The organism is Algoriphagus sp. AGSA1 (assembly GCF_021390545.1).
GTDB lineage: Bacteria > Bacteroidota > Bacteroidia > Cytophagales > Cyclobacteriaceae > Algoriphagus.
The window spans coordinates 48,784-64,387 of sequence record NZ_JAJUWR010000025.1; the positions used below are offsets into that span (position 1 = coordinate 48,784).

The following is a 15,604-nucleotide window of genomic DNA, read 5'->3' on the forward strand; positions in this document are numbered from 1 at the left end:
TATATTCGAACTGGATCCATTAAGATGTGATTCTGCTCCTTGGACACTGGTCCTACACGCTTTATGGCCGACACATTTTACTGGGCTGATCACAAATGTCTTTACATTACTGATCGTGCCGTTGGCACTCTGAGGACATATCAGCTTCATTAATCCAGAATTGCATTATGGGCATTTACAGGCCTTGCCTTTGGCAAGGACTCAAGTTTGGCTAATTTCTAGCATGAAACAATGCGGAGAGGATAGGATTATCTGATTTTTTGAGGGTTTGCATTTTTTTCTGGATGTTTACGAAGTCGGAGAAATTGATTTTTGAAGTGTGTGCCCAGTTTATTGCCCTGAATTGGTTGAGGATGTCACCTGTTGTTGTACGGATCGATTTTTCTGATTTATACCACTTTGGACGGGGGAGGACTTGCGTTTTTGCAGTTTCTGAGGCCAGAAGAAGCATGGAATAGACGGCGGTGAGGAATGCGGGGACTTTTTCACAGGCCTGCTCGGTTCTGACCTGGGCTTCCCCGCATCCCAAAATAGTTTTCTCGTCTTTGAAGTTGACCTCTATGCCCCATCTCCAGAGATAGGCTTGCAGCAGTGTGCCCAGGTCCAGCTCCGGTTCGGTACAGACCAGATAGGCCGGATCCCGGTAGAGCAGGCGTGACTTGAGGGTCTTGCGGTAGGAGACCGGACGGATGATGACCAGTTTGAGATCTTTGTTCCCGGCCTTTCTCCAGCGGACCGTCGGGATGACTTTAAGCTGGAACCCGTGGACTTTTCCAGCTGCCCAGGCCTGGGCCTTTACCCAGGAATAGTCATCGGACTGCCGGATCTGTTCGGGAGTCGGGAGCCGTTCCCCATAGACTTTTTTTCGTCCCTTACCGGATGTGGGGGGCTCTGGAGGCAGGTAGAGGCTACAGTCTTTCCGGATTCTGCCGATCAGGGTGGTATTGGCGGGGAGTTTTTTCAGAACCGCTTCGTTGGTATAGCTTCCGTCCACGCTGACCACCAGTTCCTTGTCGGTAAAGCCATCCTGATCGAGATTTTCACGCAAGAGCCTGATCCGTTGGGCACCGATGACGCTGAGCTTGGCTTTTTTCTGGGTTTCACGGAACAGTTGCCAATCCTGTTCCCCTGCCGCTTTACCGGGCTTTTTTACACTGGGGCAATGATGTAGATCAACGGGGATGGCCCGGGCCTGTACCGGGCCCATTTTTGAAAAACAGGATAATGAAAGCTGGATGAACCGCTGCCCCCAAACCAGATTGGTCTGGAAAGGTGGGCCAAGCGCATCCCTGAGCCAACGGGCACCAAACACGTTTCTTCCTTTTTTTCGTAACAAGGTGTCATCCATGTGGGCAAAAACATACCGCTGTACCGGATCGGCCAATGTGACAACTTTCCTTCGGATGACACCGAAAATCCCGGCAATATCCATCCTGTCCCCTTTGAAAAGGCGATAGGTGGCCGACCAGTCCTTAAACTGATCACCACTTGCGGTCAGCCAACCTGTAATGGTGGAACGCCCCATACAGGAAAGCACTCCGTTGACCAGCCTTGCGGCTCTTTGCCAGGTGCGAAACTGCTTGAAGCAGGATTGGCATTCCAAGAAAATCCCTTCCAGTACCCCCTTCAGATCTTCTCCGGGAGTTTTTTTTTAAGGTCCGCTACGGACTGGTCACTGCGCTGCAGAACCAGTCTCTGGTGGTCGTCGATGATCCACTCCACTACTTCTCCTTGATGAAATTCGATGGCCTGGGCAACGGCAGCAGGAAAATTGACATACCACTGTTCGCTTTTTGCTCTTTTGATGAGTTGTACTTTGGTTGGATATCCCATATCTAGTCCATTAACTAGATATAATAATCTCAAAAAAAGGCCATAAATCCAAATTATGGCCTGTTTATTTTAAGTATCTAGTAAATAGCCAAACGAAAGAGTCCCTTTCAGGGACAGTCTTAGATGAAGAGAGTAAAGTGCCACTCGTTAATTCTTACTTATTTATTAAAAATTATCCCGAGTTCAGCTGGATCTCTAGTGATGAAGGTGCTTTTTCTATAAGATTCCCAGAATCTATAAAAAGTGACACGCTCGTAGTATCTTTTTTAGGATATAAAAGTAAAGAAGTCCCCTTACTTTCATTTAATGCGCCCGGTGTGAAAATAGAACTGGATAGATTGATGATCTCTTTGGATGAGATAGTTGTTAGGCCGGAAGCACTTCAATTAGAAAATTTAATACATGATATTTTAAAGAATATAGAAATAAACTATCCTAATCAAAGCCATCAATTATCAGGTCTTTATAGGAAAATTTCAACTGACTATAACGAATTTACAGGCCTTGTCGAAGCTGCCGTGACAATACAGGATGTCGGGTATTCAAAAAGTATTTCAAATTCAAAAATCCAGATAAACTCTTTTAGGAAAGGAGATGAATTGGCGGAAGTGGATTCTGTGTATTTGGATTATTATGAGAAGGTGAAAGCGAGAGTAGTTGACGAAACAGGTATTAAGCCCATCTCAAATGATCTTGTTGATTTATACAGGCAAAATCCTGCACGTGGAGCTTATCATGAGGATGCCCTTTTTACTGAAAAGGGTTTGCGAATGACCTTAATAGGAATTCCTGAAATGCCTGTTTACCATGAGGTAGTAGGGTTTGAATTAGTAGGGAATGACACAGTTTATCAAATAGCTTTTGGAAGCACAGACCCCCCGCTAGGTACTTCCTATATGAAAGTAAACAGCAGAGACTTTGCTATTTTGGAGTTTCAACAGAAAATTTTTACCAATGCAGATCGAACTGATTATATTGAAATGTTCGTGAAATACGGAAAAGTTGAAGGGAAATACTATCCGGAGAAATTTGTCCAGAAGAAAATGCGTTTTATCTCCCGGGATATAGGAGGGCATGCTATGGATATCCATACCTATTGGTTTGATGAAGTTAAAACCGGAAAGTTTAAAAAAATTCGGTTTAAAGATGAAGAAAAAGCAGATGAAAATATAGGTTCTAAAGTATATGAATACAATCAAGATATTTGGATCAATAGTGAATTTCTAAAAACACACCCCCTTGATTCTGCCATAATCCGAAGCTTGGAACGGTATAGAAGCTTACAGGAACAATTTAAGATCAATGGTAAAAAATAATCCGGTATCAAAAAATGCTCTAAGTTGGATTATCTGCCTTGGGATTTTGGTGATTAGTTTCTTTCGCTGTCAGCCTGAGCTTAAAGATCAACACCATGTCGTCCTAGTATTGGAAGACTCAAGTGTTTCCGATTTTCTAAGTCAAAAGAAAGCATCTCTACATTTCCTGGGGGAAAACTCACTACCCGAGAAAATTGAATTTCTTTCAGATACTGCGTTCACCCAACTGAGGGTGGTAGTTAATAATGATTGGTCAGAGTTGGTATATAAAGAAAACAATCAATCAATATACAGCTATATTTTTCAAAAAGGAGATAGTGTCTTGCTAAGAATCAGAGAAAGACAGCCTTGGATGGAGGTGGTCAACCGAACTTCAAAAGAATATGATATCAACTGGGAAGCCATACGGAACCGGGATTTAATTAAACGAAAGCCTACAAGCCTAGAAGATTTTTACTTTCTCTGGAATTCCTCTTATAATTCCTTGGTTCCGGTAAATATGGAAAGCGAACTCCTAATGGCCAAAATATCAGCAAAAGAAGGCCTGGATAGAGAAAAAGCCTGCTTGGATTCTCTAGTTGAAAAGGGGCTGCTTACTAATTCTTATTCTGAATTGTTGGTTGAAAGAAATCGATTTGAGAGGAGTAAAATCGAGCTTTTTGAAATTGAAAAAGGAACGTTTGATGCAATTGCCGCAATGCAGACATTTTCAGGTGAAAATAGTGCGGTAAAAGATCGTATTTATCTAGATGAATTTTCTGACTTCCTGTTAGGCCAATTGATAGCTCAGCATCCTGATAAAATGGACAAAATTATAGGTGGAACCACACACAGCTATTTTTCGCAATTAATGTTATACAAGCACTTAGAAAGACAGGTTCAAGAGCTTTCTTTTGCGGAAGTTGATGAATTATTAACAAAAAACAGATCCAAGTTGCCAAATGAATGGGAAAGTACATTGCGTGCCTCGATTGAAAAGTTGCTAAATCAGGAGCCAGATATTGAAATACAAGGGCTTGGTCAAAAACATTTGACTTTTGATGACTTATTGGCAATAAAGAGAGGGAAATTCCTTTATGTGGATTTGTGGGCAGCTTGGTGTTTGCCTTGTATCCGTTCATTTCCGGAATCCAGATTGCTCAATGAGGATTATCAAAGCAAAGGATTTGAAGTAGTGTATCTCTCTGTCGATAAAAATCATAAATTCTGGGAAAACGTCATTCTGAAATACGAAATATCGTTTCCTGAAAGATCTTATATCGTAATGAATATTGATGAGTCAGAGTACCTCAAAACACTTAATATTGATTTGATTCCGCGTTATCTTTTGTTTGATCCAGAAGGCAAATTGATTCACCAAAATGCCCCAAGACCGGCATCGCGTGAAATAAGAATTTTGTTAGATAGTCTTAGTTCATAGTAAGGTTAATCGGAATATTCCTATTGATTGAAATTTAGTTTTCTTTTTTGAAAACCACCTTTCCTTGCTCTAAGCGGGAAATATTGTTTTTTCTACAGAGGAAGTAGCCATATTCTTAAATTTTTCCTTTAGGTTTTTATCACCCAAAACTCACTGTTAACTTATGATAAAGGACTGTTTAAAAATTGATCAGGACAGGAAAGTGTAGCCTCAGTGCGACAGGAGTCGAGGACCTTTCGATTTCGAGACTCTCGTCTCTCAAGTGCTCAAGGTGACCACAATCACGGTTCTAAGAGCAATTTCTGTCATCTCGATTTATGCATTTTTTAAATGTTAAGCCTCTCAGTGACGGTTTTCAAATCGAACTCAGGTTTGTAGATGCTCAGATTCAAGTGAAGTAGATTTATACCACGTCCTTAAACCAAAAAAGTCCCGCATCAACGGGACTTTTTTTTGTTATAGAAATGTTTAAATCCTAGTAAAGAACCCTAAACCGGATAGTCCCCGGAATAAGCTTCAACGCATCGATGGCTTCGCTAGAGTATGCCTTGTCGATATCGGTAATCACATATCCGATTTTCTCATTGGTCTTTAGGTACTGCCCTACTATATTGATCTCGAAGTTTGCCAGGATCTGATTGATTTTGGCCAGTACGCCAGGCTCATTCATGTGTATATGAATCAGCCTATGCGCATTTTGCAGGAATGGCAACTGGATATTCGGGAAGTTAACCGAGTTATACGTATTGCCCGTGTTGATGTATTCCATGATTTTACCAGGCACAAATCGGGCAATGTTCTCCTGCGCTTCCAGGGTGCTGCCTCCGATATGTGGGGTCAAAATGGTATTAGGCAAACCGATCAATTCAGAGACAAATGGCTCTGTATTGTTTTTTGGCTCTTCAGGAAATACATCCACCGCACAGCCCGCGATTCGACCAGAAAGAATTGCGTCCCGCAATGCTGGGATTTCCACCACATGTCCACGGCTGAGATTGAGCAGGTAGGCTCCTGGCTTCATCAATTCGATCTTTTCCCTGCTCAGAATGTTATGGTTTTCCTTTCTGCCGTCCACATGTAGAGTGATCACATCACAGGTGCTCAGTAGCTCGTCCAGAGAATCTACTTTGGTTGCATTTCCCAATGCCAGTTTCTCGATAACATCATAGTAGAAAACATTCATTCCCATATTTTCAGCTAACACTGAGAGCTGGGCACCTATATTTCCATAACCGATAATCCCCAGTTTTTTACCCCTGATTTCGAAGCTTCCGCTGGCCGATTTATCCCATTTACTTTCATGCATGGAGGATGTCTTGCCGGCAAAGTTCCTCATCAGAAAGATGATCTCAGCTATGGCCATCTCCACTACAGAACGGGTATTGCTGAATGGTGCATTGAACACCGCAATTCCTTTCTCCTGGCAAGCCTCCAGATCAATCTGGTTTGTGCCGATGCAAAATGCCCCCACGGCAATCAGTCGGTTTGCGTTTTCCAAGACTTTCCGAGTAATGTTGGTTTTGGAACGGATACCAATGATGGAGACGTTCTTGATCCTTTCGCAGAGTTCCTCTTCGGACATGGCAGAGCCTACGACTTCTACATCGTAACCTTCTTCTTTGAGCAAATCGACACCTATCTGGTGGACGTTTTCAAGGAGCAAAACTTTGATCCTGCTTTTTGGGTAAGAGAATTTTGTGTTCAAGTTGTTGACGTATAGGATTTCATCCAAACTAGGCGCTATATGATCTGCCTCTTTGGTTACTTTAGGACGGTTTACATTTTCGGTAAATGCATAAAACTTATTGGCCAGACCCGATTTCTTGATCTCATAATCTGTATAACCATCGCCGATCACATAGATTTCACCTTCTAAGTTGATTTTCTTGATGGTTTCAGCCTTTCCGTTGTTTTTCGAAAGCGGATTGTCCCTGTTGAAATCTATGATATTATCCGCATCATCATAGACGAATTCGTTGGCAAAAACATTGGCCGCTAGAATCCCATAGTCCGCTACTATAGGAATGATGAAATCCTTGAAACCATTGGATACTATGTAAATATTAGCCGCATTGTCCTGAAGGAATTCCTTATTCCGCTCAAAGGATTTGGAGACCTTCTTTTTCAATGCGGCGATCAAGTCATCAATCTGGGATTTATTGGCCTTCAGGATATCAATTCGCTGGATCAAACTGTCACGGAAAGTAACATTGCCTTCCATTCCTTTGTCGGTGATATCTTTGATAGCCTTTAGTTTTACTTCCTTTTCAGGGTCATTGAGGAGACTGATTTCGCCAAGGATATCCAAGGCTTCCACCTGTGTAAACGTGCTGTCAAAATCTATGATGAACTTTGTAGAATGAGGCATAGGAGAGGGTCAATAGGTTTATTTGAGTGCAAAATTACAGGATTGTTAAAAAAATCGAAGTTTTATTGAAAGAATTGTTTCAAATCTTTTTCGCAATCGATTTTTTTGCAATAATCAAGTGAATTAAACAGGTATTTCGAATTAACAGCAGAATACCAAAGATATCTACATTGCTTTTTCTCTCCGATTCTTCGGTGTATTTTTGGGAATAAATCATTACACGCTATGAAACCAATACATCTAGTTTTCGCGTTGGGCATTGTGCTTTGCTCGGCCTGCCAAAATCAGAAAAACTCCCAATCAGTGGACAGTATTACGACTGATCCAATTGTTGCAGATAGCATCCCTGGAAACTATGGTGCTAGTCTAGAGCAGACTGGAATTGTATCTCCTGCTGAGATGCTGATGGTTGTGGAAAAAGAAGGGGATTTTGAGGGCAAAATCACAGGAGAAATCAAAGAAGTGTGTACCAAAAAGGGATGCTGGATCACCATGGATCTTCCAAATGGAGAAACCATGCGGGTTACCTTCAAGGATTACGGCTTTTTTGTACCGACTACCTCAAAAGGATATCCGGTAATTCTGGAAGGAATAGCTGTATTGACAGAAACAGACGTAGAAACATTACGTCACTATGCCGAAGACGAAGGCAAGAGTAAAGAAGAGGTGGAAAAAATCATTGAGCCCAAGCGGGAGATTACTTTTGAAGCAGTGGGCGTGGTGATCCAAGATAAAGCGTAACATGCCGATAGCATTGGATAACCTGAGAGTAGGGAGAAAGTATAAATTGGTCAACATGGGCGAGGTGAGACAAGTAGAAATTGTCGCCCGATTACGGGGAACCAATTTTAAAGTGAAAGACCTGAATACGCTAGAGTTCTATACTATAGAAGAACTACTTCAATGGGGAATAGGTAAAGACTATGACATTGATGAGATTTTTGAATAATCCATTCAGGTTCCCTTCACCGGACGGACTGTATTTTATATAGAGATTACTATGAGTAAGAAAAGTGGGCTCCAAGCCGTCCTAGGTGCAAAATGCCCTCATTGTCGTGAAGGAAACCTGTTTCCTGTACCTGTTTATAGTTTCCGGAAACTAACAGATGTCAATAAATTATGCTCCGTATGCGGATCAAATTTTTATACGGAGCCTGACTTTTTCTATGGGGCAATGTATGTGAGTTATGCCTTTTCAGTTGCATTGGTGATTACCAGTATGGTTGCTTTGAATGTGCTGCTGGAAAAGCCAGCATTGTGGATGTACCTTACTACAGTAGGTCTTGCCAATGTGATTTTGTTGCCCCTAATGCTTCGGTATTCCAAAGTCCTTTACCTGTATGTTTTAGGGAAAATGAAATATCGGGGCTATTAAGCTTTTAAATATCTTTTTGGCGCTACAAAGATCATAACAAGGCTAATAGATACAAGAAGCAAGAAAAACAAGGCAGGAAGCCCGCCGATCACTGACAATATCCGTACCCCATCTACACCAGAATAGGTTATCATTATCCAGGACAAAAACCCAATAAGCACACCCCAGGTAACCTTGAGATTATTGTCCGTATGAAAGGGATCAACATCCAGTTTCTTCATGCTGATACTTGCGAGGGCATCTGTACTCGAATCAGCCGCAGTCACATAAGAAACAAATATTCCCAGAATATAAAACTGTCCAAACACCTTGAAATACCCCAAGTCTCCAAACACTTGATATATGATGGATTCTGGCCCTGAATTAAGAAATAGACCACTGTATTTTCCAGGATTGAGCATGGCCAAATCCAAAGTCGTTCCCCCAAAAATCCCCATCCACAAGAGACAAAACAGTGCGGGAAAAAACCAGTTTACGATCATAAATTCCCTTACCGTCCTGCCCACTGCTATTTTCCCTAAGAATAAGGCATTCATAGGAGCCCAAGCCATCCACATGGCAAAATTGAAGGTGGACCAGTCATAGGTCCAGCTACTTCCTTCCCCAGTAAGTTGTAAACTCAAATCAGTAAAATTTGAAAAATACTGATCAAAACCAGTAAAAATCGAGTCCATTATTTTCATCTTTTCACCTAAGAATACAAAAAGAATAGCTACAAGAAGAAAGAATCCCAGATTGAAAAGAGAAAGGTTTTTGATTCCCTTTTCTATTCCGGTAGAGGATGATATGATAAAGGTGATCAGGATAACCAGCGTAGTCAATCCAGTCAGCAGGGTGGGGTTGGTCTCTGGGAAAAATGCCAGAAAACCACCTGATAGACTTAAAATCCCGGCGCCTAAGGCGGCTGCCATCCCTGTGACCAGTGCGAAAAGACTGATCATGTCCAGGCCTGTCTCCCAAAAAGAATGGGGTGACCTCCCGATTATAGGACGGAGCATGATTCCAAGGCTCAATTGGTTCTGTCCCGAATAGTACATCAATGCGAATACCAAAGCCGGAACAGCGTAGATGGCATAAGGAGTAAATCCCCAATGAAAATACAAAGCTCCCAGAGCGAAGGATCTGGCGGCTTCAGATGTAGGTTCAAAATCCTTGAAATCCGGTGGAAAAAGAAAATGGGAGAGAGGTTCGGCACTGCCCCAAAACAGAATGCCCACTGCGATAGTTGTACAGAGCACTATAGCGAACCAGCTGATTCTTGATAACCTTGGGACTGCATTTCTTCCACCAATTTTATACTTTCCCAATGGAGAAAAAAGTACGGCTGTGGCAAGCACGGTCATGGCAAAAGATATCCAGCTAAAACCAAGGGAGAAATTCTTGAGCACACTTTGTTGTAGGCCCTTAATGGTATCGATAAACACGGAAGGAAAAAAAACACTGGAAAACACCGCAAGGATTAAAAGAATAAACGGAGGCCAAAATACCCAAGGCCGGATATTGAACTGAAAGAATGAAAGTTTATGAGCCATGAGAAATTAAGATAAATGATTTTTGGGAGGACTGGAAATCTACCTTTTACGTCCGAAATTCTGTTTCGCTTTCAGGGGGCTATCGGGGAGTCACGTAGATTTATTGTCAAAACACCTTGCATACTTCAGTAAAAGCCCGGTAATCTAGGCACAAACCGCCTGTTAGTGTTACTAACTTTTTGAAAGATTTGTTAACTTTTTTCCAATTTATACGTTCCTTTTCTAGTTTTATGTCAATTACATGGAGAATCTTTTAACAAATTTGAAGATGGAGGTACACGATAAGCTCTATCTTAAAGAACCTTTTAGCTCAGAACTTGGAAGTTCTATTGTCCAAGAGGGAGCTGCTTTGGTGCGGGATCTGGGAATGGAACATTTTACCTTTAAAAAACTTGCCATGCATATTGGTGTGACAGAAGCCGCCGTTTATAGGTATTTTGAAAATAAACACATGTTATTACTCTATCTTACCGCATGGTATTGGGCATGGATGGAAGTCAACTTTGTTTATTCCACTGCTAATCTGACAGATAAGAGATCCCGCCTGTCCATTGCTTTGAAGTTGATGGTGAATGGTCCTCTCTTTACCAAGAACATTCATTTGAACCCTGGGGATTTACGAAGTATTGTAATAAATGAATCATTGAAAGGTTATTTGACCAAAACCGTTGACACTGAGCATGAAAATGGTGTTTTTGCTCAGGTTTATAGTTTCGGGGAGAGAGTCTCCGAGTTGATTTTTGAAATAAACCCAACATACCCTTATCCGAAAACCCTGGCTTACACGGTGATGGAATCTAGTTTACTTCATGCTTTCAATGCGAAGCATTTACCTGGCATGACAGAACAATCTCTGGATTCAGAGAACTGTTTGGTCTTTTTTGAAGAATTAATCCTAAAGGCAATTTCAAATGAAAAATAAAGAAAACATCACCCCGCTAAACAGGTTTTTTAATTTGCTGAAAGAAGAGAAGGATGAGGTGTATTCCATATACTTTTATGCCATTTTAAATGGTTTGGTTGCCCTATCTCTTCCCTTGGGGATCCAGGCTATATTGAATTATGTACTGGGTGGGAGGATCACCACATCTTGGCTGGTTTTGGTGTTGGTAGTCGCTGCCGGGATTGCTTTTGGCGGTTTTCTTCAGATATCACAGTTACAGATAACTGAGAAAATACAGCAGAGGATCTTTGCCAAATCCGGTCTTTCTCTGGCCTATAGGATACCCAAAATGAAATCAGAACTCCTTCATGGATCTTATGCCCCGGAAATTGTCAATAGATTTTTTGATACGGTTAATTTACAAAAAGGACTCTCAAAGATTTTGGTTGAATATACCACTGCTATAATTTTAGTGATCTTTGGATTGATCTTGCTTTCTTTTTATCATGCCACATTTATACTCTTTGGAATAGTGTTGGTGGTTATTCTATTGGCGATTTTTTATTTCACAAGCCCGAAAGGAATGTCCACGGCCCTCAAAGAGTCCACCTATAAATACGAGACTGCATATTGGCTTGAGGAAATAGGCAGAACCCTGAACACCTTCAAGCTTGCCGGAGGGAACTCCAGATTGCCGATTCTCCGGGCAGACAAACTTCTTACTCGGTATGTGGAATTCAGAGAACGGCACTTTGCCGTTTTGATTTTACAGTATAAGGTGCTGATAGGATTTAAGGTACTTATAGTATCCAGCCTTCTGATCGCTGGCAGTTTGTTGTTGATCAATGAACAGATAAGCATAGGGCAATTTGTGGCTGCCGAGGTGGTTATTTTGATGGTGGTGAACGCTGTGGAGAAATTGATTTTGTCCCTGGAAACTGTATATGATACACTGGTAGCGGTAGAAAAGCTGGGACAGGTGATGGACTTGGAATTGGAAGACCACGATAATCACGGCAAAGACGTCCTCGCTGAATCTTCAGGAATCAAACTAGCAATGGAGGAGGTGGTTTTCCAGCCCAGAGATGTCACCAAACCTCTTGTGAACGGTGTTTCCATTAATATCCCCGCAGGTTCTAAAACAGTGATCACAGGAAGAAGCGGAAGTGGCAAAAGCGCAGTACTAGCCCTTCTTTCTGGAATATATGAAACTTATCTGGGCAAAATCAAAATCAACGACCTCTCCCTGGAAATGATACATCTGGACAAATACAGAAGCGTGGTAGGGGACTGCATGGAGGTACAGCAAATCTTTCACGGAAGCATTTCAGAAAATATCTTGGTTGGACGCAAAATTGACCCCAGCCAGTTGGACTTCCTCATTGAGCTGGTAGGTCTAAAGGATTTTATCTATCAGCTGCCGGACGACAAGGAAACCATTCTGTTACCTGAGGGGAGAGGTTTGCCAAGAAAGAAGGCCCAGGCAATAATCCTGGCAAGGTCACTGGTGGGCCATCCAAAAGCGCTCATCCTGGAAAATGCCCTTCAGCACCTAGATCCAAATATCAAAGCCAGGGTGATGAAGTATCTGTTTGAAGGCAACTGGACTTTGGTCATGGTCACCCAAGATGAAGAGGTGATCAGTAACGCAAATCAAGTGGTGGTAATGGACAAAGGCCAAGTGATCTTTGACGGAGACTACCCAGACTATCAGAATTTTATTAAATCCAATATGTAAGGTTATGCTGAACATCTCTAAAAACAAAATCTATGACAGAAGTCATTTTGATAATGCGGAGAGCCTTAAGATGACTGTGGCAAGTGAGCAAAAGAAAAAGAGGGTCAGAATTCTTTTCGTGTCTTGCTGTGTCGTATTCCTTTTTCTCTTTGTACCCTGGACCCAATATATTAGAGCAAAGGGATACGTGACAATGCTTCAGCCGCAGCACAGGGCACAGACCATCCATTCGGTGATCGCCGGCAGGATAGAGAAGTGGTATGTGGACGAAGGGGCATACGTAAGCAAAGGAGATACTATTCTGAGTATATCCGAGGTAAAAGATGAGTATTTTGATTCTTTGCTGTTGCCTCGGACTCAACGCCAAGTAGAGGCTAAAACCCTTTCCGCATTATCTTATAAAGAAAAAGTAAAGGCTCTTGAAAGCCAGATTGAAGCATTAAAACGTAACAATGTTCTTCGCAAGGAACAAGGCAGAAATAAGCTTCAGATGGCCGAACTCCAGGTAGAATCCGATAGTATCCGGTTTGAACAAGCCAAAGTAAATTATGAAATAGGGGTAAAGCAGTTGGGAAGAGCAGAAAAATTATATGAAGAAGGTTTACGCTCATTGACAGACTTGGAAACAAGAAGGTTAAAATTCCAAGAGGTTCAAGCAAGCGTTATAAGTGCTGAGAATAGTTTGCTAAGCAGCAGAAACTCCCTAATATCAGCACGGTTGGAATTAGATGCCATTGACAACGACTTCAGGGATAAATTGGCAAAAGCGGAGTCTGACATGTACACAGCTCAATCCAGCCAGTTTGATGCTGAAGGATCAGCCTCCAAACTGGAAAACCAATACTCTAATTATGAAGCACGGACTGGATTCAGGCATGTGTTGGCACCTCAAAATGGTTTTATAGCAGAGGCAATTCAGGTAGGGCTGGGTGAGACCATAAAAGAAGGAGATCCAATTGTGAATATTGTCCCTTCCAGTGGGCAGCTGGCAGTAGAAATGTATATTTCACCGGTAGATTTACCCTTGATGGTTGAAGGCAAAAAAGTACGGTTCATCTTTGACGGTTGGCCCGCGATAGTTTTTTCTGGATGGCCCCGTCTCACCAACGGAACATTTGGTGGGGTAATAGTAGCCATTGACAAGTTTGCGGGTAGATCAAACCAATATCGAGTGTTGGTAGCACAGGATCCTGAGGAATTGCCTTGGCCTGAAGCTTTGCGGGTAGGCTCCGGTGCTGATGGAATAGCATTGCTCAACGACGTGCCGGTTTGGTATGAAATCTGGCGGCAACTAAACGGCTTTCCGGCTGATTACTACACAAGACTCCAAAAGGAGGAAATAGCCAAAGGAAAGAAATGAAAAAAACACTTCTTGCTTTCTTGATTACAACCATTAGTATGAGTCTCCAGGCGCAGGTAGCTGACACCTTGACCTACGAGACCTATATGGAATGGGTGCAGGCTTATCATCCACTTGCTGCTCAAGCTAATATCATGCTCACCATGGGGGATATGGAAGTCCGTGCGGCAAGGGGGAATTTTGACCCCTTGCTCTATGGCAACCTTGATAAGAAAAGCTACGATGAAAAGATTTACTATGACAAACGCGAAGCGGGAATATCCATACCTACCTGGGCCGGAATAGAGCTAAATGGCACTTTTGAACAGAATTCAGGACAATATCTTAATCCTGAAAGATCTGTGCCCACCGGAGGATTGTTGTCGGCTGGTGCCTCTGTCAATCTAGGACAAGGCTTGATACTTGATGATAGAAGGGCCGGTCTGAGAAAAGCGCAGATATATCAGCAATCTACCGAAACTGACCGAATTCGGATGCTAAATGAACTGTACCTTCAAGCAACAGGTGCATATTGGAATTGGGCATTGGCTTTTGAAAACAGAACTTTGTTGGAAGAAGGTGTCGAACTCGCTGAGACCAGGTTCAGAGCAGTTAAATCAAGCTATGAGCAAGGCGATTTTCCTGCGATAGATACGGTGGAAGCAGCAACTATCCTTTTGAACAGGGAATACAGTTTACAAAACGCCGAAAACGAACTGTTCATCCGGACACAAGAACTCAATAATTTTCTTTGGGATGAGGAAGGCTACCCAATTGTTCTTGATTTACAGATCGTTCCCGAAGACCTGTTTTCTTCTGAAACCTTCATCTTAAACGAGGAGGAGCTTCGGACATTGGTCGGCGATCATCCTGAACTGAGGTTGGTTGATTTTGAACTGGCGAGCTTGGAAGTGGAGAGGAGACTCAAGGCACAGCAGATTATACCTGTTGTAAAATTAAAATACAATTTTCTTTCGGAAGAATTCAGCCAGTTTGACCAAGCTGGATTTTACGAAAACAATTACAAATGGGGGCTGTCCGTATATACGCCCTTAATGTGGCGAAAAGCTAGGGGAGAAACCAGGCTGGCGGAAGCAAAAATCAATTTCAAAGAAAATAGCAGAGATCTAAAAGGGCTTGAACTTCGTACTAAACTAGAAAATGAACTTAATAGCTGGAATACTCTTAATGCCCAAATTGTCACCTACACCAGGAATGTTGCAGCCCTTGAAATGCTGCTACAAGGTGAATTAAGACGATTCGAGATTGGAGAAAGCAGCTTGTTTCTTGTTAATAGCCGGGAAGTTTCGGTTTTTAGCTCAAGGCTTACTTTGAATGAATTACTTTCAAAGCGGAAAATAGCCTTTGCTAAATCAAGGTATGCAGCAGGGCTAGGATTTGAATAAGATCAAAAATACAGCAAAGTTTAACCCTAAATATAGATTAAAATGGCAGCGTATGTAATAGTAGAGGTAGATATTTCGGACCCAGAAAAATATAACGCCTACAAAGAATTGACCCCAGCTACTGTTTTGGCCTTCGGCGGCAGATTTGTGCTCCGTGGGCAGCCAGTCACTGTATTGGAGGGTGAGTGGAATCATGAACGATTGGTCATGCTAAAATTCCCTACTAAAGAAAAAGCAGAAGCATGGTTTAATTCTGAGGGATATCAGCACGCCAAATCAGTGCGGGAAGGAGCCGCTAAGGCTAATTTTCTATTGATTGAATCATAATCAAGTAAAGAAATCAGAGATAAAAAAAGGCTACCTATCGGAAGCCTTTTTTAATTGGTTCAAAGTC

14 protein-coding genes are annotated in these 15,604 nt (G+C 42.1%); 10 read left to right on the plus strand and 4 right to left on the minus strand.

What is annotated here, in order from left to right:
* Positions 1–211: 211 nt before the first annotated feature.
* Positions 212–1,603 carry a transposase gene (locus LZF95_RS18630; protein ID WP_245405155.1) on the minus strand — a complete coding sequence of 464 codons (1,392 nt, stop codon included), beginning with the start codon at positions 1,601–1,603 and terminating at the stop codon, positions 212–214.
* 23 nt (positions 1,604–1,626) lie between these two features.
* Positions 1,627–1,833: a hypothetical protein gene (locus tag LZF95_RS18635; RefSeq protein WP_192085555.1), complete on the minus strand. Its 207-nt coding sequence runs from the start codon at positions 1,831–1,833 to the stop codon at positions 1,627–1,629.
* Between the two features lie 26 nt (positions 1,834–1,859).
* Here LZF95_RS18635 and LZF95_RS18640 point away from each other — a divergent pair, with 26 nt between their 5' ends.
* Together LZF95_RS18640 and LZF95_RS18645 are read left to right on the plus strand one after the other, a co-directional pair.
* Entirely contained in the window at positions 1,860–3,149 is a 1,290-nt protein-coding gene (locus tag LZF95_RS18640; protein ID WP_368670790.1) for a carboxypeptidase-like regulatory domain-containing protein, read from the plus strand.
* Positions 3,136–4,569: a TlpA disulfide reductase family protein gene (locus LZF95_RS18645; RefSeq protein WP_233756543.1), complete on the plus strand. Its 1,434-nt coding sequence runs from the start codon at positions 3,136–3,138 to the stop codon at positions 4,567–4,569. Before LZF95_RS18640 ends, LZF95_RS18645 begins: the two co-directional genes overlap by 14 nt.
* 475 nt (positions 4,570–5,044) lie before the next feature.
* On the opposite strand, the gene serA is transcribed toward LZF95_RS18645, so the two are convergent.
* Positions 5,045–6,937, minus strand: coding sequence for a phosphoglycerate dehydrogenase (serA, locus tag LZF95_RS18650; RefSeq protein ID WP_233756544.1), 1,893 nt, complete (start codon positions 6,935–6,937; stop codon positions 5,045–5,047).
* A gap of 225 nt (positions 6,938–7,162) precedes the next feature.
* Between serA and LZF95_RS18655 the strand changes: the two genes are divergently transcribed.
* Genes LZF95_RS18655 through LZF95_RS18665 form a run of 3 tightly spaced genes read left to right on the plus strand, consistent with a single transcriptional unit; the run spans position 7,163 to position 8,312 of the window.
* Positions 7,163–7,678, plus strand: coding sequence for a DUF4920 domain-containing protein (locus LZF95_RS18655; protein ID WP_233756545.1), 516 nt, complete (start codon positions 7,163–7,165; stop codon positions 7,676–7,678).
* 1 nt (position 7,679) lies between these two features.
* Complete coding sequence (locus LZF95_RS18660; RefSeq protein ID WP_233756546.1) at positions 7,680–7,886, plus strand: hypothetical protein; 207 nt, start codon at positions 7,680–7,682, stop codon at positions 7,884–7,886.
* Between the two features lie 51 nt (positions 7,887–7,937).
* A complete protein-coding gene (locus LZF95_RS18665) occupies positions 7,938–8,312 on the plus strand; it encodes a DUF983 domain-containing protein (RefSeq protein WP_233756547.1) in 375 nt (124 codons plus the stop codon).
* On the opposite strand, the gene LZF95_RS18670 is transcribed toward LZF95_RS18665, so the two are convergent.
* Complete coding sequence (locus tag LZF95_RS18670; protein WP_233756548.1) at positions 8,309–9,844, minus strand: BCCT family transporter; 1,536 nt, start codon at positions 9,842–9,844, stop codon at positions 8,309–8,311. The two genes, LZF95_RS18665 and LZF95_RS18670, sit on opposite strands and share 4 nt — an antisense overlap.
* Before the next feature lie 268 nt (positions 9,845–10,112).
* On the opposite strand from LZF95_RS18670, the gene LZF95_RS18675 reads away from it, so the two are divergent.
* Genes LZF95_RS18675 through LZF95_RS18695 form a run of 5 tightly spaced genes read left to right on the plus strand, consistent with a single transcriptional unit; the run spans position 10,113 to position 15,537 of the window.
* Positions 10,113–10,766, plus strand: coding sequence for a TetR/AcrR family transcriptional regulator (locus LZF95_RS18675; RefSeq protein ID WP_233756549.1), 654 nt, complete (start codon positions 10,113–10,115; stop codon positions 10,764–10,766).
* The gene (locus LZF95_RS18680; RefSeq protein WP_233756550.1) at positions 10,756–12,465 is read left to right on the plus strand and encodes a peptidase domain-containing ABC transporter; all 1,710 of its coding nucleotides are present in this window, start codon (positions 10,756–10,758) and stop codon (positions 12,463–12,465) included. Before LZF95_RS18675 ends, LZF95_RS18680 begins: the two co-directional genes overlap by 11 nt.
* A gap of 4 nt (positions 12,466–12,469) precedes the next feature.
* Entirely contained in the window at positions 12,470–13,825 is a 1,356-nt protein-coding gene (locus LZF95_RS18685; protein WP_233756551.1) for an HlyD family secretion protein, read from the plus strand.
* A complete protein-coding gene (locus LZF95_RS18690; RefSeq protein WP_233756552.1) occupies positions 13,822–15,210 on the plus strand; it encodes a TolC family protein in 1,389 nt (462 codons plus the stop codon). Before LZF95_RS18685 ends, LZF95_RS18690 begins: the two co-directional genes overlap by 4 nt.
* A gap of 42 nt (positions 15,211–15,252) precedes the next feature.
* Positions 15,253–15,537 (plus strand): DUF1330 domain-containing protein, encoded by a 285-nt coding sequence (locus LZF95_RS18695; RefSeq protein WP_233756553.1) that lies wholly within the window; start codon positions 15,253–15,255, stop codon positions 15,535–15,537.
* Positions 15,538–15,604: the final 67 nt, after the last annotated feature.

What these genes read in the sequence shown, in the direction of transcription:
- LZF95_RS18675 (WP_233756549.1), top strand. Translation starts at nt 10,113, where the DNA reads ATGGAGGTACACGATAAGCTCTATCTTAAAGAACCTTTTAGCTCAGAA.
- LZF95_RS18670 (WP_233756548.1), bottom strand. Translation starts at nt 9,844, where the DNA reads ATGGCTCATAAACTTTCATTCTTTCAGTTCAATATCCGGCCTTGGGTA.
- LZF95_RS18635 (WP_192085555.1), bottom strand. Translation starts at nt 1,833, where the DNA reads ATGGGATATCCAACCAAAGTACAACTCATCAAAAGAGCAAAAAGCGAA.
- serA (WP_233756544.1), bottom strand. Translation starts at nt 6,937, where the DNA reads ATGCCTCATTCTACAAAGTTCATCATAGATTTTGACAGCACGTTTACA.
- LZF95_RS18695 (WP_233756553.1), top strand. Translation starts at nt 15,253, where the DNA reads ATGGCAGCGTATGTAATAGTAGAGGTAGATATTTCGGACCCAGAAAAA.
- LZF95_RS18680 (WP_233756550.1), top strand. Translation starts at nt 10,756, where the DNA reads ATGAAAAATAAAGAAAACATCACCCCGCTAAACAGGTTTTTTAATTTG.
- LZF95_RS18655 (WP_233756545.1), top strand. Translation starts at nt 7,163, where the DNA reads ATGAAACCAATACATCTAGTTTTCGCGTTGGGCATTGTGCTTTGCTCG.
- LZF95_RS18645 (WP_233756543.1), top strand. Translation starts at nt 3,136, where the DNA reads ATGGTAAAAAATAATCCGGTATCAAAAAATGCTCTAAGTTGGATTATC.
- LZF95_RS18665 (WP_233756547.1), top strand. Translation starts at nt 7,938, where the DNA reads ATGAGTAAGAAAAGTGGGCTCCAAGCCGTCCTAGGTGCAAAATGCCCT.
- LZF95_RS18685 (WP_233756551.1), top strand. Translation starts at nt 12,470, where the DNA reads ATGCTGAACATCTCTAAAAACAAAATCTATGACAGAAGTCATTTTGAT.
- LZF95_RS18660 (WP_233756546.1), top strand. Translation starts at nt 7,680, where the DNA reads ATGCCGATAGCATTGGATAACCTGAGAGTAGGGAGAAAGTATAAATTG.
- LZF95_RS18690 (WP_233756552.1), top strand. Translation starts at nt 13,822, where the DNA reads ATGAAAAAAACACTTCTTGCTTTCTTGATTACAACCATTAGTATGAGT.